The following is a 16164-nucleotide window of genomic DNA, read 5'->3' on the forward strand; positions in this document are numbered from 1 at the left end:
GGAATCACTGGGTTCAGCCGGAATCAATGCGGGTGGAACTTGGCGGGACGGGGCGGGGCGGACGTGCACAACGCGGGTCAATCAACTAGCAAGAGCGCATGGCGGTGATCGTCGCGCTCGGCGCGTTCCTGATGACGCTGGTCGGCGGCTGGACGGCACACCGCGTCACCGACCGCCGCCATCTCGTCCTGGGTTTCGCCGGGGGCCTGATGCTCGGCGTGGTGGCGCTCGACCTGCTGCCCGAGGCCATCGAGGCGGCGGGCCGCGAACTGTGGGGCGTCCCCGAGGCCCTGCTGCTGTTCGCGGCCGGGTTCCTGGCCGCGCACACGGTCGAACGGCTGCTGGCGGTACGTCAGGCCGCGCGCGGCGCGGACGGTACCCGAGTTCCGCAGGTGGGGCTGACGGCGGCCGGGGCGATGATCGGCCACAGCCTGATGGACGGCATCGCGATCGGCGCGGCCTTCCAGGCCGGGGGCGCCATCGGAGCCACCGTGGCACTCGCCGTGATCGCCCACGACTTCGCGGACGGCTTCAACACGTACACGATCACCAGCCTGTACGGGAACACCCGCCGCAAGGCCGCGGCCATGCTCGTCGCGGACGCCGCCGCGCCGGTGGCGGGCGCGGCGACCACGCTGCTGTTCACCCTGCCCGAGTCCCTGCTCGGCGGCTATCTGGGCTTCTTCGGCGGCGCGTTGCTCTACCTCGCCGCCGCCGAGATCCTCCCTGAGGCACACCACAGCCACCCCGCCCGCTCGACCCTGCTGTGCACGGCCCTGGGCGTGGGCTTCATCTGGCTGGTGGTCGGCGCGGCGGGCTGAGCCACGGCGTGGCGGACTCACAGCTTGCCCCCGCGCCCGCCGTCGCGCCGCGCGGGCGCGATGAGCGTCGACAGGTAGGGCAGCGGACCGCCGTCGGCCAGCTCCGCCGCCGGACGGATCGACTCCTCGTCGAGACCCAGCGCCGACCCCCACACGGCGCCCTCGACCCGCCCGGTCTCGTGCAGCGCGGTGGCCACCTCGTGCGCGAGGCGGCCGAACTTGTACGCCACCACCGTGCCGGGCCCGTCCAGCGCGTCCTTCAGGACCGCGGAACCCGCCGTCACCGGCACCAGCGTCAGCGGCTCGGTGCCCTCGGTCAGTACGGCCCCACTGCGCGCGGCCAGGTCCTGCATCGCGGTGATACCCGGCACGGTCTCCACGGCCGTGCCCGGCACCAGCTCGCCGATGGTCTGCGCGAGATAGGTGAACGTGGAGTACACATTGGGGTCCCCGATGGTCGCGAAGGCCACCGCCCGGTGCGTACGCAGCAGCGCGGCGACCCGCTCGCCCGCAGCGTCCCAGGCGGCCTCACGGCGGGCCCGGTCGGTCCGCTCGTTGAGCGCGAACACGACGCGCACTACGTTCCCTTCGGGAACGTAGTGCAGCACGGTCGCCTCAGCGCGCCCGCGCTCGCCTGTGTCCATGACAGGGACGACGACCACGTCAGCGCCTTTGAGAGCGTTGACGCCCTTCACGGTCACCAACTCCGGGTCGCCGGGCCCTACTCCGACACCGATCAGCCTGCTGCCCTCGTCGCTGCCCTTGTCGCTGCTCATGCTTGCGTGCACCTCTCTGTGAACCGGTGGGCGATGCCGGGCGAGGCCGCCCAGTGCGTATGCAGATAGCTCGCGTGCACGCCCTGCTGTACGAAGCCCTCGACGCGCCGCTCAGGCGCGTGCAGCCCCCACGCGGGACTCGGGCCCGCGCCGGGTTCGAGCACCGTACGGTGAAACTCGTGCCCCCTGATCCGGGTGCCGTTCGCGGCCAGCGCACTGTCCGACACCGCGACGGCCTCCCGGTACCCGAGCGTCAGCCGCCCGGACATCCGTGCCTCGGCGTCCAGGACGCCGCACATCGGCTTCCCGTCCAGGGAGCGCGCGAGATACAGCAGCCCGGCGCACTCGGCGGCGATCGGCGCGCCGGAGCGCGCCAGCTCCGCGACGGCCTTGCGCAACGGCTCGTTGGCGGACAACTCGGGTGCGTACACCTCGGGAAAGCCACCGCCGACCACGAGCCCGGACGTCCCGTCGGGGAGCGCCTCGTCGTGCAGCGGGTCGAACGTCACGACCTCCGCGCCGCAAGCGCTGAGCAACTCCGCGTGCTCCGCGTAGGAGAACGTGAACGCCGCACCCCCGGCAACGGCGACGACGGGGGAAGCGTCAGCCCGCCGGGAAGGGGCGGGGTGGGGGACAGGCCCGCCGCAGGCGCCCCCGCCCGCGGGGTCCCACGGCGCGACATCCAGCGGCGGCGCGCTGCGCGCCAGTGCGAGCAGTGCCTCCAGCTCACACCCCGCCCGCACCTGCGCGGCCAGCGCCGCCACCGACTCCACCGCGTCCGCCCGCCGCTCGGCGACCGGCACCAGACCCAGGTGCCGCGAGGGCGCGGCCACCTGCTCGGCCCGCCGCAACACACCCAGCACCGGCACCCCGGCCTCGTCCAGCGCGTCCCGCAGCAGCTCCTCATGCCGCGCCGACCCCACCTTGTTGAGGATCACGCCGCCGATCCGCACCTCGGGGTCCCACGACGCGAACCCGTGCACCAGCGCCGCCACCGACCGCGACTGCGACGACGCGTCGACCACCAGCACCACCGGTGCCCGCAGCACCTTCGCCACCTGAGCCGTGGACGCCAGCTCGCCAGCCCCCGCGGCCCCGTCGAACATCCCCATCACACCCTCGACCACGGCGAGGTCGCACCCCGCCGCGCCATGCGCGAACAGCGGCGCGACCAGCTCCGTACCGCACAGGTACGCGTCCAGGTTGCGCCCCACCCGGCCGCACGCCAGCGCGTGATAGCCGGGGTCGATGTAGTCGGGCCCGACCTTGTGCGGCGACACGGCGAGACCCGCCGTGGAGAACGCCGCCATCAGGCCCGTCGCCACGGTGGTCTTGCCGCTGCCCGACGCGGGCGCGGCGATGACCAGGCGTGGGATGTTCACCACTCGATGCCCCTCTGGCCCTTCTGGCCCGCGTCCATCGGGTGCTTGACCTTCGACATGTCCGTCACCAGATCCGCGAAGTCCACCAGCGGCTGCGGCGCGTTGCGGCCGGTGATGATCACATGCTGGGTGCCGGGCCGGTCCCGCAGCACGGAGACGACCTCCTCCGTGTCCACCCAGCCCCAGTGCATCGGATAGGCGAACTCATCGAGCACATACAGCCGGTAGGTCTCGGCGGCCAGGTCTCGCTTGACCTGCTCCCACCCCTCGCGCGCCTTCTCCTCGTTGCTCAGCTCGCCGTCCGCCGGGGCGCGCTGGATCCACGACCAGCCCTCGCCCATCTTGTGCCAGTCGACGCTGCCGCCCTCGCCCGAGGCGCCCAGCACCTTCAGCGCGTTCTCCTCGCCGACCTTCCACTTCGCGGACTTGACGAACTGGAACACCCCGATCGGCCACCCCTGGTTCCAGGCGCGCAGCGCGAGCCCGAACGCGGCCGTCGACTTGCCCTTGCCGATGCCGGTGTGCACGACGACCAGCGGCCGGTTGCGGCGCTGGCGGGTGGTGAGGCCGTCGTCGGGTACGACGGCAGGCTGTCCTTGCGGCATCAGGCGGCGCTCCTCGTCCGTGGTGCGGTGATACGGGTGGTGTCCTGCTGTACGTCTTTCACGAGCCCGGCGATCGACTCGGCGCGCAGCTCGTCGAGGGTGACGGCGGTGCCGCCGAGGTCGCCCGCGAGCCGCGGGGCGAGTCCGAGCCGTACGACGCCCGACTCGCAGTCCACGACGACGGACGCGGTGCCGTCGGCGGCGTGCAGCCGCGCGGCCCGCCGCGCGAGCGCCAGCGGATCACCGGACCCCGCGTCAGTACGGGCGGCCGTGGCCCTGCCGTCCGTCACCACGACCAGCAGCGGCCGCCGCGCCGGGTCCCGCAGCCGCTCGACCCGCAGCACCTCGTGCGCCTTCAGCAGCCCCGCGGCCAGCGGCGTACGCCCGCCCGTGGGCAGCGACTCCAGCCGGACCGCGGCGGCGTCGACCGACGAGGTCGGCGGCAGCGCGACCTCCGCGTCCTTGCCGCGGAACGTCACAAGCCCCACCTTGTCCCGCCGCTGATACGCGTCCAGCAGCAGCGACAGCACGGCGCCCTTCACCGCGCTCATCCGCTGCCGGGCCGCCATCGACCCCGAGGCGTCCACCACGAACAGCACGAGGTTCCCCTCGCGGCCCTCACGCGTGGCCTGCCGCAGATCGTCCCGGCGTACGACGAGCCCGCGCCCCGACCGCCCGCGCGCCCGCTGGTGCGGCGCGGCGGCCCGCACGGTCGCCGCCAGGTGCAGCTTGGTGAGCACCCCTCGGGGGCGCTGCGCGCCGGTGGTACGGCCGTGCTCGGTACGCGCCCGAGACCTGCGCCCCGCCGCGCCCGCGCCCATGCCGGGCACGCTGAACAGCTTCGTACGGAACGGCTCGGCGGCCCCCACGGGCGACTGCTCACCGCCGCCCGACGGCACCTGCGCCGTCTCGCCGGAGCCGTCGGCGTCGGGCCGTGCGGGAGCGCCGCCCTCAGCCGGGGTGTCCTCCTGGGCCGGGGCGTCTCCCTGGGGCGGCACATCCGGACCGTCCTGCGGCGGCCGCCCGCCGCCACCGGGCCCCCCGCCGTCCGGATCGTCGTCCCCGCCGTCGCCGTCGCTCTCGCCGTCACCCTGACCGGAGAACTCCTCCAGCGTCTCGTCCAGCTTGTCCTCGTCGAGCCCCGGAGCGTCGAAGGGATTGCGGCGCCGCCGGTGCGGCAGCGCGAGCAGCGCCGCCTGCCGCACGTCCTCGGCCAGGACGTCGCTCCGCCCCGCCCAGGCGGCCAGCGCGGTAGCGGTACGCGCCATCACGATGTCCGCGCGCATCCCGTCGACCTCGAAGGCCGCGCAGGTCGCCGCGATCTGCCGCAGCGCGGCGTCCCCGAGGCGCACCGAGGGCAGCAGCGCACGCGCCGCCACGATCCGCGCCCGCAGCGCGCCCTCCTCGTCCGCCCAGCGCGCGGCGAACGCGGCCGGGTCGTCCTCGTACGCCAGCCGCCGCCGCACCACCTCGACCCGCTGGTCGGGCTCCCGCGACGCGGCGACCTCGACGGTCAGCCCGAACCGGTCGAGCAACTGGGGTCTCAGTTCGCCCTCTTCGGGGTTCATCGTGCCGACGAGCAGAAACCGCGAGGCATGCCGTACGGACACGCCCTCGCGCTCCACGTACGAGGCGCCCATGGCGGCGGCGTCGAGCAGCAGGTCAACCAGGTGGTCATGCAGCAGGTTGACCTCGTCGACGTACAGCACACCCCGGTGCGCGTCCGCCAACAGCCCCGGCTCGAACGCCTTGACGCCCTCGGCGAGCGCCCGCTCGATGTCGAGCGCCCCGACCAGCCGGTCCTCGGACGCGCCAACCGGCAGCTCGACCATCCGCGCGGCCCTGGAGTCCCGCCCGGCGGCCTCGTGCGGCCCGTCCGGGCACCCGGCGTCCGGGGCGGTCGGATCACAGGAGAACCGGCACCCGGCCACCACGGCGACCTCCGGCAGCAGCGCCGAAAGCGCCCGCACGGCGGTGCTCTTCGCGGTCCCCTTCTCACCACGCACCAATACACCGCCGACGGAGGGTGACACGGCGTTGAGCAACAGCCCAAGCCGCAGATCATCCTGCCCGACGATGGCGGTAAACGGATAAGGCGTGGTCACGCGGCGATCACTCCTTCGGATGACTCATGGCAAAGTGGCTCGAATCCCAGCTCGGGGTTCGTCATGGTGGGTGTCTGGTCCCCGTTGGTGCGGGGATGGTCCGTAGTCGTCGGCCTCGACGAGGTCGTGCTCGCCTTTGTCCCCGCCGACGCGAGGGTTCCCAGGGAGATCACTCGTCTCCCTCCAGATCTCCCTCAAGTTCGAGGTAGGTCGCCCGGAGCCGGTCCAGGGTCTCCTGGTCCGGCTCCGCCCAAAGCCCCCGCTCCGCCGCTTCCAGCAACCGCTCGGTAATCCCCCGCAGCGCCCAAGGGTTGGACTTCCCCATGAACTCCCGGTTCTCCGGGTCGAACACGTACTCCGCCGAGAGCTTCTCGTACATCCAGTCGTCGACGACACCGGCCGTCGCGTCATATCCGAACAGGTAGTCCACGGTCGCGGCCATCTCGAACGCGCCCTTGTACCCGTGCCGCCGCATCGCCGCCATCCAGCGGGGATTGACCACCCGGGCCCGGAACACCCGGTGCGTCTCCTCGCCCAGCGTGCGGGTCTTGACCTGCTCAGGTGTGGCGCTGTCCCCGACGTACGCTTCGGGGGAGGTCCCCGTCAGATGCCGCACCATGGCCACCATGCCGCCGTGGTACTGGAAGTAATCATCAGCGTCATGGATATCGTGCTCGCGGGTGTCAACGTTCTTCGCCGCCACCGCGATCCGCCGAAACGCCGTCTCCATATCCCCCCGAGCGGCCCGCCCATCAAGCCCCCGCCCGTACGCGTAGCCGCCCCACACCGCGTACACCTCGGCGAGATCCGCGTCGGACCGCCAGTTCCGCGCGTCGATCAGCGGCAGCAGCCCGGCCCCGTACGCCCCCGGCTTCGAGCCGAAGATACGCGCCGTGGCGCGCCGCCGGTCGCCGTGCTCGGCGGTGTCCTCGTCGGCGTGCGCCCGTACGTAGTTGGACTCGGCGGGCTCGTCCAGCTCGGCCACCGCCCGTACCGCGTCGTCGATCAGCCCGACCACATGCGGGAACGCGTCCCGGAAGAACCCGGAGATCCGCACGGTCACATCGATCCGCGGACGGCCCAGCTCCTCGACCGGCACCACCTCGAAGCCGGTCACCCGCCGCGACGCGTCGTCCCACACCGGGCGGCACCCCAGCAGCGCCAGGATCTCCGCGATGTCGTCGCCCTGGGTGCGCATCGCGGACGTACCCCACACGGTCAGCCCGACCGACTTCGGATACTCGCCCGTGTCCTGTAGGTACCGCGCGACCAGCGAGTCCGCGAGCGCCTGCCCGACCTCCCAGGACAGCCGGGACGGGATCGCCTTCGGGTCCACGGAGTAGAAGTTCCGCCCCGTGGGCAGCACATTCACCAGACCGCGGGTCGGCGACCCGGACGGACCCGCCGGGACGTAACCGCCCTCCAGGGCCCGCAGGATGTGCCCGATCTCGTCCGTCGTACGGGCCAGCCGCGGTACGACCTCCTCGCAGGCGAAGCCCAGCACGGCCACCGCGTCCGGCAGGTCGACGCCGACCACCTCACGCACCAGCCCACGCACCGCCGTGAGGTCCCAGCCGTGCTCCTCCATGCCCTCGGCGAGCCGTCGGCACAGCTGCTCCAGCAGGTCGACGGCGTCGGAGCCGGTCCGCGCGGGCCCGTCGACCAGCGCCGTCAGCCCGTCGGCGACCTTGACGGCCGCCCCCGGCTCCGCCAGCAGCGCCTTCTCGTCGAGCCCGAAGTGCTCGGCGAGGCAGGCCCGCAGGCCGGGCAGCGCGTTCGCCGTCCCGCCCCACACCTGCGAGGCGCGCAACACGGCCAGCACGAGATTCACCCGCGCCTCACCGACCGGCCCGCCGCCCAGCACATGCAGCCCGTCCCGGATCTGCACGTCCTTGATCTCGCACAGATAGCCGTCGATGTGCATGACGAACTCGTCGAACTCCTCGTCGTCCGGCTGCTCGTCGACATGCAGGTCATGGTGCAGCTCGGCGGCCTTCACCAGCGTCCAGATCTGGGCGCGTACGGCCGGGGCCTTCGCCGGGTCGAGGTCGGACACGAGCGCGTACTCGTCGAGCAGCTGCTCCAGCTTCGCCAGATCCCCGTAGGTGTCGGCGCGCGCCATCGGCGGTACGAGATGGTCCACCACCGTGGCGTGGCCGCGGCGCTTGGCCTGGGTGCCCTCGCCGGGGTCGTTGACGATGAACGGGTAGATCAGCGGCAGGTCGCCGAGGACGGCGTCCGGCGCGCAGCCGCCGCTCAGACCGAGGCCCTTGCCGGGCAGCCACTCCATGGTGCCGTGCTTGCCCATGTGCACGATCGCGTCCGCGCCGAACGACAGCTCAAGCCACCGGTAAGCCGCCATGTAGTGGTGCGACGGCGGCATGTCCGGGTCGTGGTAGATCGCGATCGGGTTCTCGCCGAAGCCGCGCGGCGGCTGGATCATCACCACGACGTTCCCGAACTGCAGCGAGGCCAGCACGATGTCGTCGCCGTCCACATACAGCGAGCCCGGCGGCTCGCCCCACGCCTCGACCATCCCGTCGCGCAGCTCGGGGTCCAGAGTGGCGAACCACGCCTGGTAGTCGGCGAGCGGTACGCGCGCGGGGGCGGCGGCCAGCTGCTCCTCGGTGAGCCACTCCACGTCGTGGCCACCGGCGTTGATGAGGCGGTGGATCAGCTCGTCGCCGTTGTCGGGGTGACCGTCGACGCCGTATCCGGCGTCGCGCAGCGCGTCCAGGACCCGTACCGCCGACGCGGGCGTGTCCAGGCCCACCGCGTTGCCGACGCGCGAGTGCTTGGTCGGGTAGGCGGTGAAGACCAGCGCGAGCTTCTTCTCGGCGTTCGGCTTGTGCCTCAACCGGGCGTGGCGTACGGCGATTCCGGCGACCCGCGCGGCCCGCTCGGGGTCGGCCGCGTACACCGGGACGTCGTCGGGGCCCTGCTCCTTGAAGGAGAACGGGACGGTGATCAGCCGCCCGTCGAACTCGGGGATGGCGACCTGCATCGCCGCGTCCATGGGGGACAGCGCGGCGTCCGACGCCTCCCAGGCGGCCTTGGACGACGTCAGGCAGAGCCCTTGCAGGACCGGGACGTTCAGCTCGGCGAGCGCCCCGATGTCCCAGGTCTCGTCGTCGCCCCCCGCCGACGCCTCCGACGCGTGCGTGCCCCCGGCCGCCAGCACCGTGGCGACCAGCGCGTCCGCCCGCCCGAGCAGCTCGTACAGCGCCGCGTCCGCGCCGCGCAGCGAACCGCAGTACACCGGCAGCGCGTTGGCGCCACGCGCCTCGATCGCCGCGCACAGGGTGTCGACGAAGGCGGTGTTCCCGGACAGCTCGTGCGCCCGGTAGAACAGCACCCCCACGGTGGGGCGGCCCGCCACGCGCGCGTGGTCGCCGTGCACCCCGAACTCGGGCATCTTCTGCGGCTCGGCGAAGCCGTGCCCCGTCAGCAGCACCGTGTCGGACAGGAAGCGCGACAGCTCGACGAGGTTCCCCGGACCGCCCTCGACGAGATAGCGCAGCGCCTCGGCGACCACACCGGCCGGTACGGACGACTCGGCCATCAACTCCGCGTCGGGCACCGACTCGCCGCCGAGCAGCACGGTCGGAACGCCGGAGGCCTTGAGCGCGGCGAGCCCGTCCTCCCAGGCGCGCTTGCCGCCGAGCAGGCGTACGACGGCGATGTCGGCGCCGTCGAGGAGCGCGGGCAGTTCGGTCGCCACGTCGATCCGGGTCGGGTTGCCGATCCGGTACGGCGCGCCCGACGCGCGGGCCGCCAGCAGATCCGTGTCGGCGGTGGACAGAAGCAGGACGGTCATGAAGGTGCCCCCGGAGCGATGAACGGGAGACCGGGCGGAGCGCCGGTCTCGATCAGACTGAGCAGCGCACTGGTGTCCGCGTGTTCTTCGATGAGGTCGCCGAGCCGGTCGAGCTGCTCCTCGCGCAGCGCGGCGAACGAGGTGTCGGGCGCGGGCGTGAAGCGGCGCCCGGCGGCGGCCGCGACCTCGCGCAGGAAGGCGCGCCGGAAGCCGTCGCTCTCCAGCGACCCGTGCCAGTGGGTGCCCCACACCTGGCCGACCCGGCAGCCGTCCAAGAAGGGCGTCCCGCCCGTGACGTCGGCGACGCCATGATGGATCTCGTACCCCTCGACCCGCTCGCCCAGCGCCTCACCCACCGGCCTGGCGAGGGTCTTCTCGCGCGCGAAGGCGACCCGGACCGGCAGCAGTCCCAGCCCGTCGACCGCGCCCGCGCGGGACTCGACCTCGTCCTCGATGTGCTCGCCGAGCGCCTGGAAGCCGCCGCAGACACCGAGTACGGGGCGGCCGTCGGCGGCCCGGCGCGCCAGCGCGTCCGCCAGGCCGCGCTCCCGGAGCCACCGCAGCGCGCGCACCGTGCCGCGGGTGCCCGGCACCACCACCAGGTCGGCGTCGTGCAGTTCGTCGGGCCGGTCCACGAACCGCACCACGACGCCGGGTTCGGCGGCCAGCGCGTCCACGTCGGTGAAGTTCGACATCAGCGGTACGGCGCAGACGGCGACCCGCAGCACGTCGTCGCCGACCGGCGGCGTCACCGCGGACTCGCGGACCGCGCCGCGCAGGGACACATGCAGCCCGTCCTCCTCGTCGATGCCGAGCCCGTGCGCGAACGGCAGGACGCCGTACGTCCGTCGGCCGGTGAGCTGGCGCAGCATCTCCAGGCCCGGTTCGAGCAGCGACACATCGCCGCGGAACTTGTTGACCAGATACCCGGCGACCAGCTCCTGATCAGCGGGGCTGAGCAGCGCCGTCGTGCCGAAGAAGGACGCGAAGACCCCACCCCGGTCGATGTCCCCGACCACCACCACCGGGAACCGGGCCGCCCGCGCGATCCCCATGTTCACGATGTCGGTGCGCCGCAGGTTGATCTCGGCGGGGCTGCCCGCGCCCTCGCAGATCACGGCGTCGTACGAGCGCCGCAGCTCGTCCAGGCACTCCACCACCGTGCCGAGCAGGGCCTCCTGGCGGCCCCCGTGCAGCCCTCCCTCAGGGGACGACCCCCCAGACCCCCCGAAGAACCCGCGCGCGGTCATCTCGCCGACCGGCTTGCCCATCAGCACGACCTGGCTGGAGCGTTCGCCGCCGGGCTTGAGGAGGACGGGGTTCATCAGCGCGGTGGGCTCGACGCGGGCGGCCTGCGCCTGCATCGCCTGGGCCCGGCCGATCTCGGCGCCCTCGCGCGTGACGAAGGAGTTCAGCGACATGTTCTGCGCCTTGAAGGGCGCGACGGACACGCCCTTGCGGGCCAGCCACCGGCAGATGCCCGCGGTGACCACGCTCTTCCCGGCGTCCGACGTGGTCCCGGCGACCAACAGCCCGCCGCCCTGGCGACTAGTCCCCGTCACGATCCCCTCCGCACATCCGTACCCGACCCACCGGTCACGTCTGACCCGCCTGTCCCCGCCCTGCCGAGCTGTGTCCTCCCGGCCTGGGTACGGCCGCCCTGCGGGCGGCCGAGTCGCGTATCTCCGGCCCGCGCGTCACCGAGCGGCGCCCCTCCGGCTCGCCGTGTGCCGTCGGTCCTGGTCCTGGTCCCGGTCCCGGTGCCGCTGAGCCGTATACCGGCGCTCTGTGGGCGGCCGACCGGCAGGCGGCCGACCGGCAGGCGGCCGACCGGCAGACGTTCGACCCGCGGGCGGTCGGGGCGCGGGCCGCCGCGGCGCAGGGCCGCCGCGCCGAGGCGTCCGGTGACGCACACGGCCAGGGCCAGGGCGCTGACGCGGCGCGACAGGCGCACCGCCCGTTCGATGTCCGCGGCCTCGACGGCCCGGCCCCCGGAGTTCAGCACCGGCCGGTGCTCGACCCGTCCGCCGTACGACAGGGTCCCGCCGAGCCGTACGCCCAGCGCCCCGGCGAAGGAGGACTCCACCGGGCCCGCGTTGGGGCTCGGGTGCTTCGCGGCGTCGGCGCGCCAGGCGCGCAGCGCGCCGCGCGGGTCGCCGCCCGCCACGACCCCGAGCGCCGCGGTCAGCCGGGCCCCCGGCCAGCCCGCGACATCGTCGAGCCGGGCCGAAGCCCACCCGTACCGCCGGTACTTCGCCGACCGGTGGCCCACCATCGCGTCCAGTGTGTTCACGGCCCGGAACCCGACCAGGCCGGGCACCCCGCCGACGGCGCCCCACACCAGCGCGCCCACCACGGCGTCCGAGGTGTTCTCGGCGACCGACTCGACGACGGCCCGCGCGATGCCGGGGCCGTCCAGGGCCTGTGGGTCACGCCCGCACAGGTGCGGCAGCCGCTTCCGGGCGGCGTCGAGGTCCCCGGCCTCAAGGGCGGCGGCGACGGCCCGCGCCTCGCGGCCCAGCGAGGCGCCGCCGAGCACGGCCCAGGTGGTGGCCGCGGTCAGCGCGACGGACGCGGCGGGGGAGCGGCGCAGGGTGCGCGAAGCCAGCGCGGCGGCGCCCACGGCGCCACCGGCGCACACGGCGGTGTGCAGGGCGCCCCAGCCGCGGTGGTCACGCCACAGCAGACGCTCGACGGAGCCCGCCGCACGGCCGAACGCGGCGACCGGATGGCCGCGGCGCGGATCGCCGAGCAGCAGGTCGCCGACCAGGCCGGCGGTGGCGCCGTACGCGAGAACACGATCGGCACGCACGGGGTCAGCCGACCGATACGCCTCGAAGGACCTCTGTGCTCAACAGAACTTCTGTACTCGGCAGAACTGGTGACGGGCAGCCCGGCATCGCGCTTTGTCCTCACTCAGGGTCCGCGCCCTGGTTTGACGGAAACGGCGACGTGAGTCTCCTGGCTCCCGGATACGCGCAGCTCCCCCGGCCTTCCAGTCCGCGGACGCGGACCGTGACTTCCGGTGTTGGGGGAGAGCTCCCCGGTGACAGTGGCGGGACCGCGCCGGATTCGCACCGGCTTCCTCTCCTGCCGCCGTATATGGCTCCGGCAGTCCACCACGGCCCCCGAACGCCCGTCAACTCGCCGTTGACCTGCACGGGGACAGTGTTACGAGGGCCACGTGGGCGGCGAGTGCCCGGACCGCTCACCGGGTGCGCGGGCGCACGGAAGCGGCGTCCGGCGACCCTGGTGAGGTCGCCGGACGCCGCACGCGAAGATGCGTCGCCCCTGCGGGGCGGCGGGCGGCGGGCCCGCCGCGTCAGGAGACGATCATAAAGATGCCGAACGCCACGGCCGCGGTGCACAGCGCGAAGCAGGCGTACGCGCCGGTGCGCGCCAGGACCGCGGAACCGCCCTGGTCGGCGGCTTCCTGCTGCTTGGACAGGCCGATCATGCCCAGGGTGAACAGGGCCACCAGGGCGACGGTCGCGACGAGGCTGACGCCGAAGACGGAGCCGAGGGCTTGCCAGTCGATGTGCATACTGCGGTGTCCTTAGTCAGACTCGGGCGGGCCGCTCGGCGGTGTCCGCCGACGGGACGGCCTGGGCCGGGAGGGGGGTCAGGGGCTCGCCGGCCGTCAGGTCGGCGGCCTCCGCCGCTTCGGCCGCGGCGGTCGGCGGCGGGATGACCGCGGCGATCGCGTTGGTCATGACGCCCGCGGGCTCGGCCTCGCCCGAGGCGGACACGGAGGCGGCGGGGGCGGCCCCTTCGGCCTCGTCGACGTCGTTGACGTTGGTGTGGTCGACGACCTGGCGGCGGGAGACCAACCAGATCGCGAGGCAGGAGCCGATCAGGAAGACGACGACGACGGTGACGCCCCAGTCGCCCTGCCGGGCCACGAACTCCGCCAGCGCGGCCACGAGACCGGCGGCCGGGAGGGTCAGGCCCCAGGCGACGAACATCCGGGTCGCGGTGGACCAGCGGACCACGCCGCCCTTGCGGCCGAGGCCCGCGCCCATCACCGCGCCGGAGCAGGAGTGCGTGGTCGACAGCGAGAAGCCGAGGTTCGACGAGGACAGGATGACCGCGGCCGCGCTGGTCTGGGCGGCGAAGCCCTGCTGCGGCTGGAGGTCGGTGAGGCCCTTGCCCATGGTGCGGATGATGCGCCAGCCGCCCAGGTAGGTGCCGAGCGCGATCGCCAGTCCGGCCGAGACGATGACCCACACCGGCGGGTTGGAGCCGGGCGCGAGAGCGCCGCCCGCGACCAGCGCCAGGGTGATGATGCCCATCGTCTTCTGCGCGTCGTTGGTGCCGTGCGCCAGCGAGACCAGGCCCGCGGAGGCGATCTGACCGCCGCGGTAGCCCCTCGCGGAGGTCTTCTCGTCGACGTTCTTGCCCAGCTTGTACGTCAGCCGGGCGCCGATCATCGCGGCGATGCCCGCGACCAGCGGGGCGGCGATCGCCGGGATCAGCACCTTGGTGACGACGACTCCGCCATTGACACCGCTGACGCCGATCGACGCGATGGTGGCGCCGATCAGGCCGCCCATGAGGGCGTGCGAGGAGCTGGAGGGGAGCCCGATCAGCCAGGTCAGCAGGTTCCAGAGGATGGCGCCGACGAGCGCCGCGAGGATCACCTCGGGTTGGATGCCGTCTTCCTGCACCAGCCCCTTGGAGATCGTCTTGGCGACCTCCACGGACAGGAACGCTCCGACCAGGTTCAGCACGGCGGACATGGCCACCGCTGCTTTGGGCTTCATCGCGCCGGTCGAGATGGTCGTCGCCATCGCGTTGGCGGTGTCGTGGAAACCGTTCGTGAAATCGAACACGAGGGCTGTCACGATCACGATCGCGAGCAGCAGCGTGATGTGTTCCATTTACCCAGGCAATCGTTTGATGTCAGTGGCCCGTAGAACGTAGGCAACCTGAGTGAACGGAAGATGAACTGAGGCGGGCATCGCGGTTTACCCCACCGGGTCGCCGCCGTTCCGCTTGCGCCGAGGCGGCCTCCGGGGCGGGTTCAGCCCCGTGCGAAGCGCCTCAGCTGGGCCGCGGAGCCGTTGAAGAGATTCTGGTCACCCGGCAGTTCCCCCCGGTCGCTGTACTGCCAGAAGGTCGGATACGACCACCCGCCGGGCAGCGGGCCCGGAGACGAGTCGTAGCGGGCCAGCCACAGAGCGTGTCGCGCCGCGAAGGCGCCGCTGTCGCCGGTGCAGGTCCGCCACCAGCGCGCGTTGGTGTAGATCACCGGGCGGCGGCTGGTGAGCCGCTCCACCTCGGCGCTGAAGGAGCTGATCCAGTCGGTCATCCGGGTCTTGCTCAGGCCGTAGCACTGGTTCTCGCCGTACGGGTTGTACTCGATGTCCAGCGCCGGGGGCAGCGTCCAGCCGTCGGCCCGCCACCGGCCGCCGTTGCGTACGAAGTACGCGGCCTGCTTCCGGCCGGACGACTTGTGCGGCAGGGCGAAGTGGTACGCGCCGCGGATCAGGCCGTGCTGGCGCGAGCCGTCGTACTGCTGGCGGAAGTACGGGTTCCGGTACGTGTGCGACTCGGTCGCCTTCACATAGACGAACTGGGCGCCGTCGCTCCTCGCCTTCGCCCAGTCGACGTCCTTCTGGTGCGAGGAGACGTCATGCCCCCTGGGCTTGGACGCGGCACTGGAAGGGGTGGTGACAGCGGCGCTCACGAGGGCGAGCGCCACCGCCGACGCGCCGACGGCACGGGTGAGGGCGAGGGTGGGAGTGAGGTGCACGACAGATCATCCTGAGGCTAGCGGGGAGCGCCACTATGCCCGGCGATCTCCGGCTGACCCTGGGCACACGCCCGCGTATTCCTCTATAGGCCCTTACGGGCGGCGGGACTCCGCACGGCAGTGCGACCACTCGATCGCCGTACGACCGCGCGCCTGACAGGACCGCCCGCTGGCCTGACAGGATCGCCCCATGGACGGTCGAACATCGGACGCGGCCCTGGAGCGGGCCTGGGCGGAGCTGGTGGCCACGGCTCGCAGAACAGCGGCGGAAGGCCTGGTCGTCGGTACATCGGGCAATGTGTCGGTCCGGGCCGGTGACGTCGTGCTGGTCACTCCGAGCGGGGTGCCGTACGACCGGCTGACGCCGGACGACGCGGTGGGGGTCGACCTGGACGGGAAGCGGGTCATCGGCACCCTCACCCCGACCAGCGAACTGCCGCTGCACCTCGCCGTCTACCGCGCCGCCCCCGCGGGCGCCGTCGTGCACACCCACGCGGTGCACGCCACGGCCGTCTCCACGCTGGTCGACGAACTGCCGCCGATCCACTACATGACCATGGCGCTCGGCGGCCCGGTCCGGGTCGCCCCGTACGCCCTGTACGGGACGCCCGAACTGGCCGAGAGCATGCTGCTCGCGCTGCGCGGTCGTACCGGATGCCTCCTCCAGAACCACGGCACGGTCGCCTACGGAAGCACCCTCGACCAGGCCTACGAGCGGACCGCCCACCTGGAGTGGCTCTGCCGCCTCTGGCTCACCGCCACGTCGATTCCGGGCCGTACCCCGACGACCCTCACCCCGGAGCAGCTCCGGGACGTGGAACGACGACTGAAGAACTACGGCCAGCGCCCCTGAGCCAGCGCGTCCCCCGGACCAGTGTCCCCCTCGCGTCCCCCAAACCGGTG

General features: G+C 72.9%; 11 protein-coding genes, 1 pseudogene and 1 riboswitch. Of the genes and pseudogenes, 2 read left to right on the forward strand and 10 right to left on the reverse strand.

The features are described 5' to 3' along the window. Positions 1 to 98: 98 nt before the first annotated feature. Entirely contained in the window at positions 99 to 821 is a 723-nt protein-coding gene (locus tag ACX6XY_RS14165; RefSeq protein WP_460330013.1) for a ZIP family metal transporter, read from the forward strand. 17 nt (positions 822 to 838) lie between these two features. Here the strand turns inward: ACX6XY_RS14165 and cobI are convergent, their stop codons facing one another. The 10 genes and pseudogenes from cobI to ACX6XY_RS14215 all read right to left on the reverse strand — a co-directional run bounded on the left by cobI (position 839) and on the right by ACX6XY_RS14215 (position 15261). Continuing rightward, a complete protein-coding gene (gene cobI, locus ACX6XY_RS14170) occupies positions 839 to 1597 on the reverse strand; it encodes a precorrin-2 C(20)-methyltransferase (RefSeq protein ID WP_460330015.1) in 759 nt (252 codons plus the stop codon). Then, positions 1594 to 2982, reverse strand: a complete 1389-nt coding sequence (locus ACX6XY_RS14175) for a cobyrinate a,c-diamide synthase (protein WP_460330017.1) — start codon at positions 2980 to 2982, stop codon at positions 1594 to 1596. The genes cobI and ACX6XY_RS14175 overlap by 4 nt, the downstream gene beginning before the upstream one ends. Further along, a complete protein-coding gene (gene cobO / locus ACX6XY_RS14180; RefSeq protein ID WP_460330019.1) occupies positions 2976 to 3584 on the reverse strand; it encodes a cob(I)yrinic acid a,c-diamide adenosyltransferase in 609 nt (202 codons plus the stop codon). Before cobO ends, ACX6XY_RS14175 begins: the two co-directional genes overlap by 7 nt. After that, positions 3584 to 5689 carry a putative cobaltochelatase gene (locus ACX6XY_RS14185; RefSeq protein ID WP_460330021.1) on the reverse strand — a complete coding sequence of 702 codons (2106 nt, stop codon included), beginning with the start codon at positions 5687 to 5689 and terminating at the stop codon, positions 3584 to 3586. The genes cobO and ACX6XY_RS14185 overlap by 1 nt, the downstream gene beginning before the upstream one ends. 169 nt (positions 5690 to 5858) lie before the next feature. Next, positions 5859 to 9506 (reverse strand): cobaltochelatase subunit CobN, encoded by a 3648-nt coding sequence (cobN, locus tag ACX6XY_RS14190; RefSeq protein WP_460330023.1) that lies wholly within the window; start codon positions 9504 to 9506, stop codon positions 5859 to 5861. Next, positions 9503 to 11068, reverse strand: coding sequence for a cobyric acid synthase (locus ACX6XY_RS14195; RefSeq protein WP_460330025.1), 1566 nt, complete (start codon positions 11066 to 11068; stop codon positions 9503 to 9505). Before ACX6XY_RS14195 ends, cobN begins: the two co-directional genes overlap by 4 nt. A gap of 305 nt (positions 11069 to 11373) precedes the next feature. Further along, a pseudogene (locus ACX6XY_RS14200) lies at positions 11374 to 12318 on the reverse strand (cobalamin biosynthesis protein); the annotation flags it as partial. 142 nt (positions 12319 to 12460) lie between these two features. Continuing rightward, positions 12461 to 12594: riboswitch (cobalamin riboswitch) on the reverse strand. Positions 12595 to 12828: 234 nt separating this feature from the next. Then, positions 12829 to 13050: a hypothetical protein gene (locus tag ACX6XY_RS14205; RefSeq protein ID WP_460330027.1), complete on the reverse strand. Its 222-nt coding sequence runs from the start codon at positions 13048 to 13050 to the stop codon at positions 12829 to 12831. A gap of 16 nt (positions 13051 to 13066) precedes the next feature. Then, positions 13067 to 14386, reverse strand: coding sequence for an inorganic phosphate transporter (locus ACX6XY_RS14210; RefSeq protein WP_460330029.1), 1320 nt, complete (start codon positions 14384 to 14386; stop codon positions 13067 to 13069). Between the two features lie 143 nt (positions 14387 to 14529). After that, positions 14530 to 15261, reverse strand: a complete 732-nt coding sequence (locus ACX6XY_RS14215; RefSeq protein ID WP_460330031.1) for a lysozyme — start codon at positions 15259 to 15261, stop codon at positions 14530 to 14532. Between the two features lie 190 nt (positions 15262 to 15451). On the opposite strand from ACX6XY_RS14215, the gene ACX6XY_RS14220 reads away from it, so the two are divergent. Next, entirely contained in the window at positions 15452 to 16114 is a 663-nt protein-coding gene (locus ACX6XY_RS14220) for a class II aldolase/adducin family protein (RefSeq protein WP_460330033.1), read from the forward strand. Positions 16115 to 16164 lie beyond the last annotated feature (50 nt).

This window comes from Streptomyces sp. O3 (assembly GCF_054788135.1).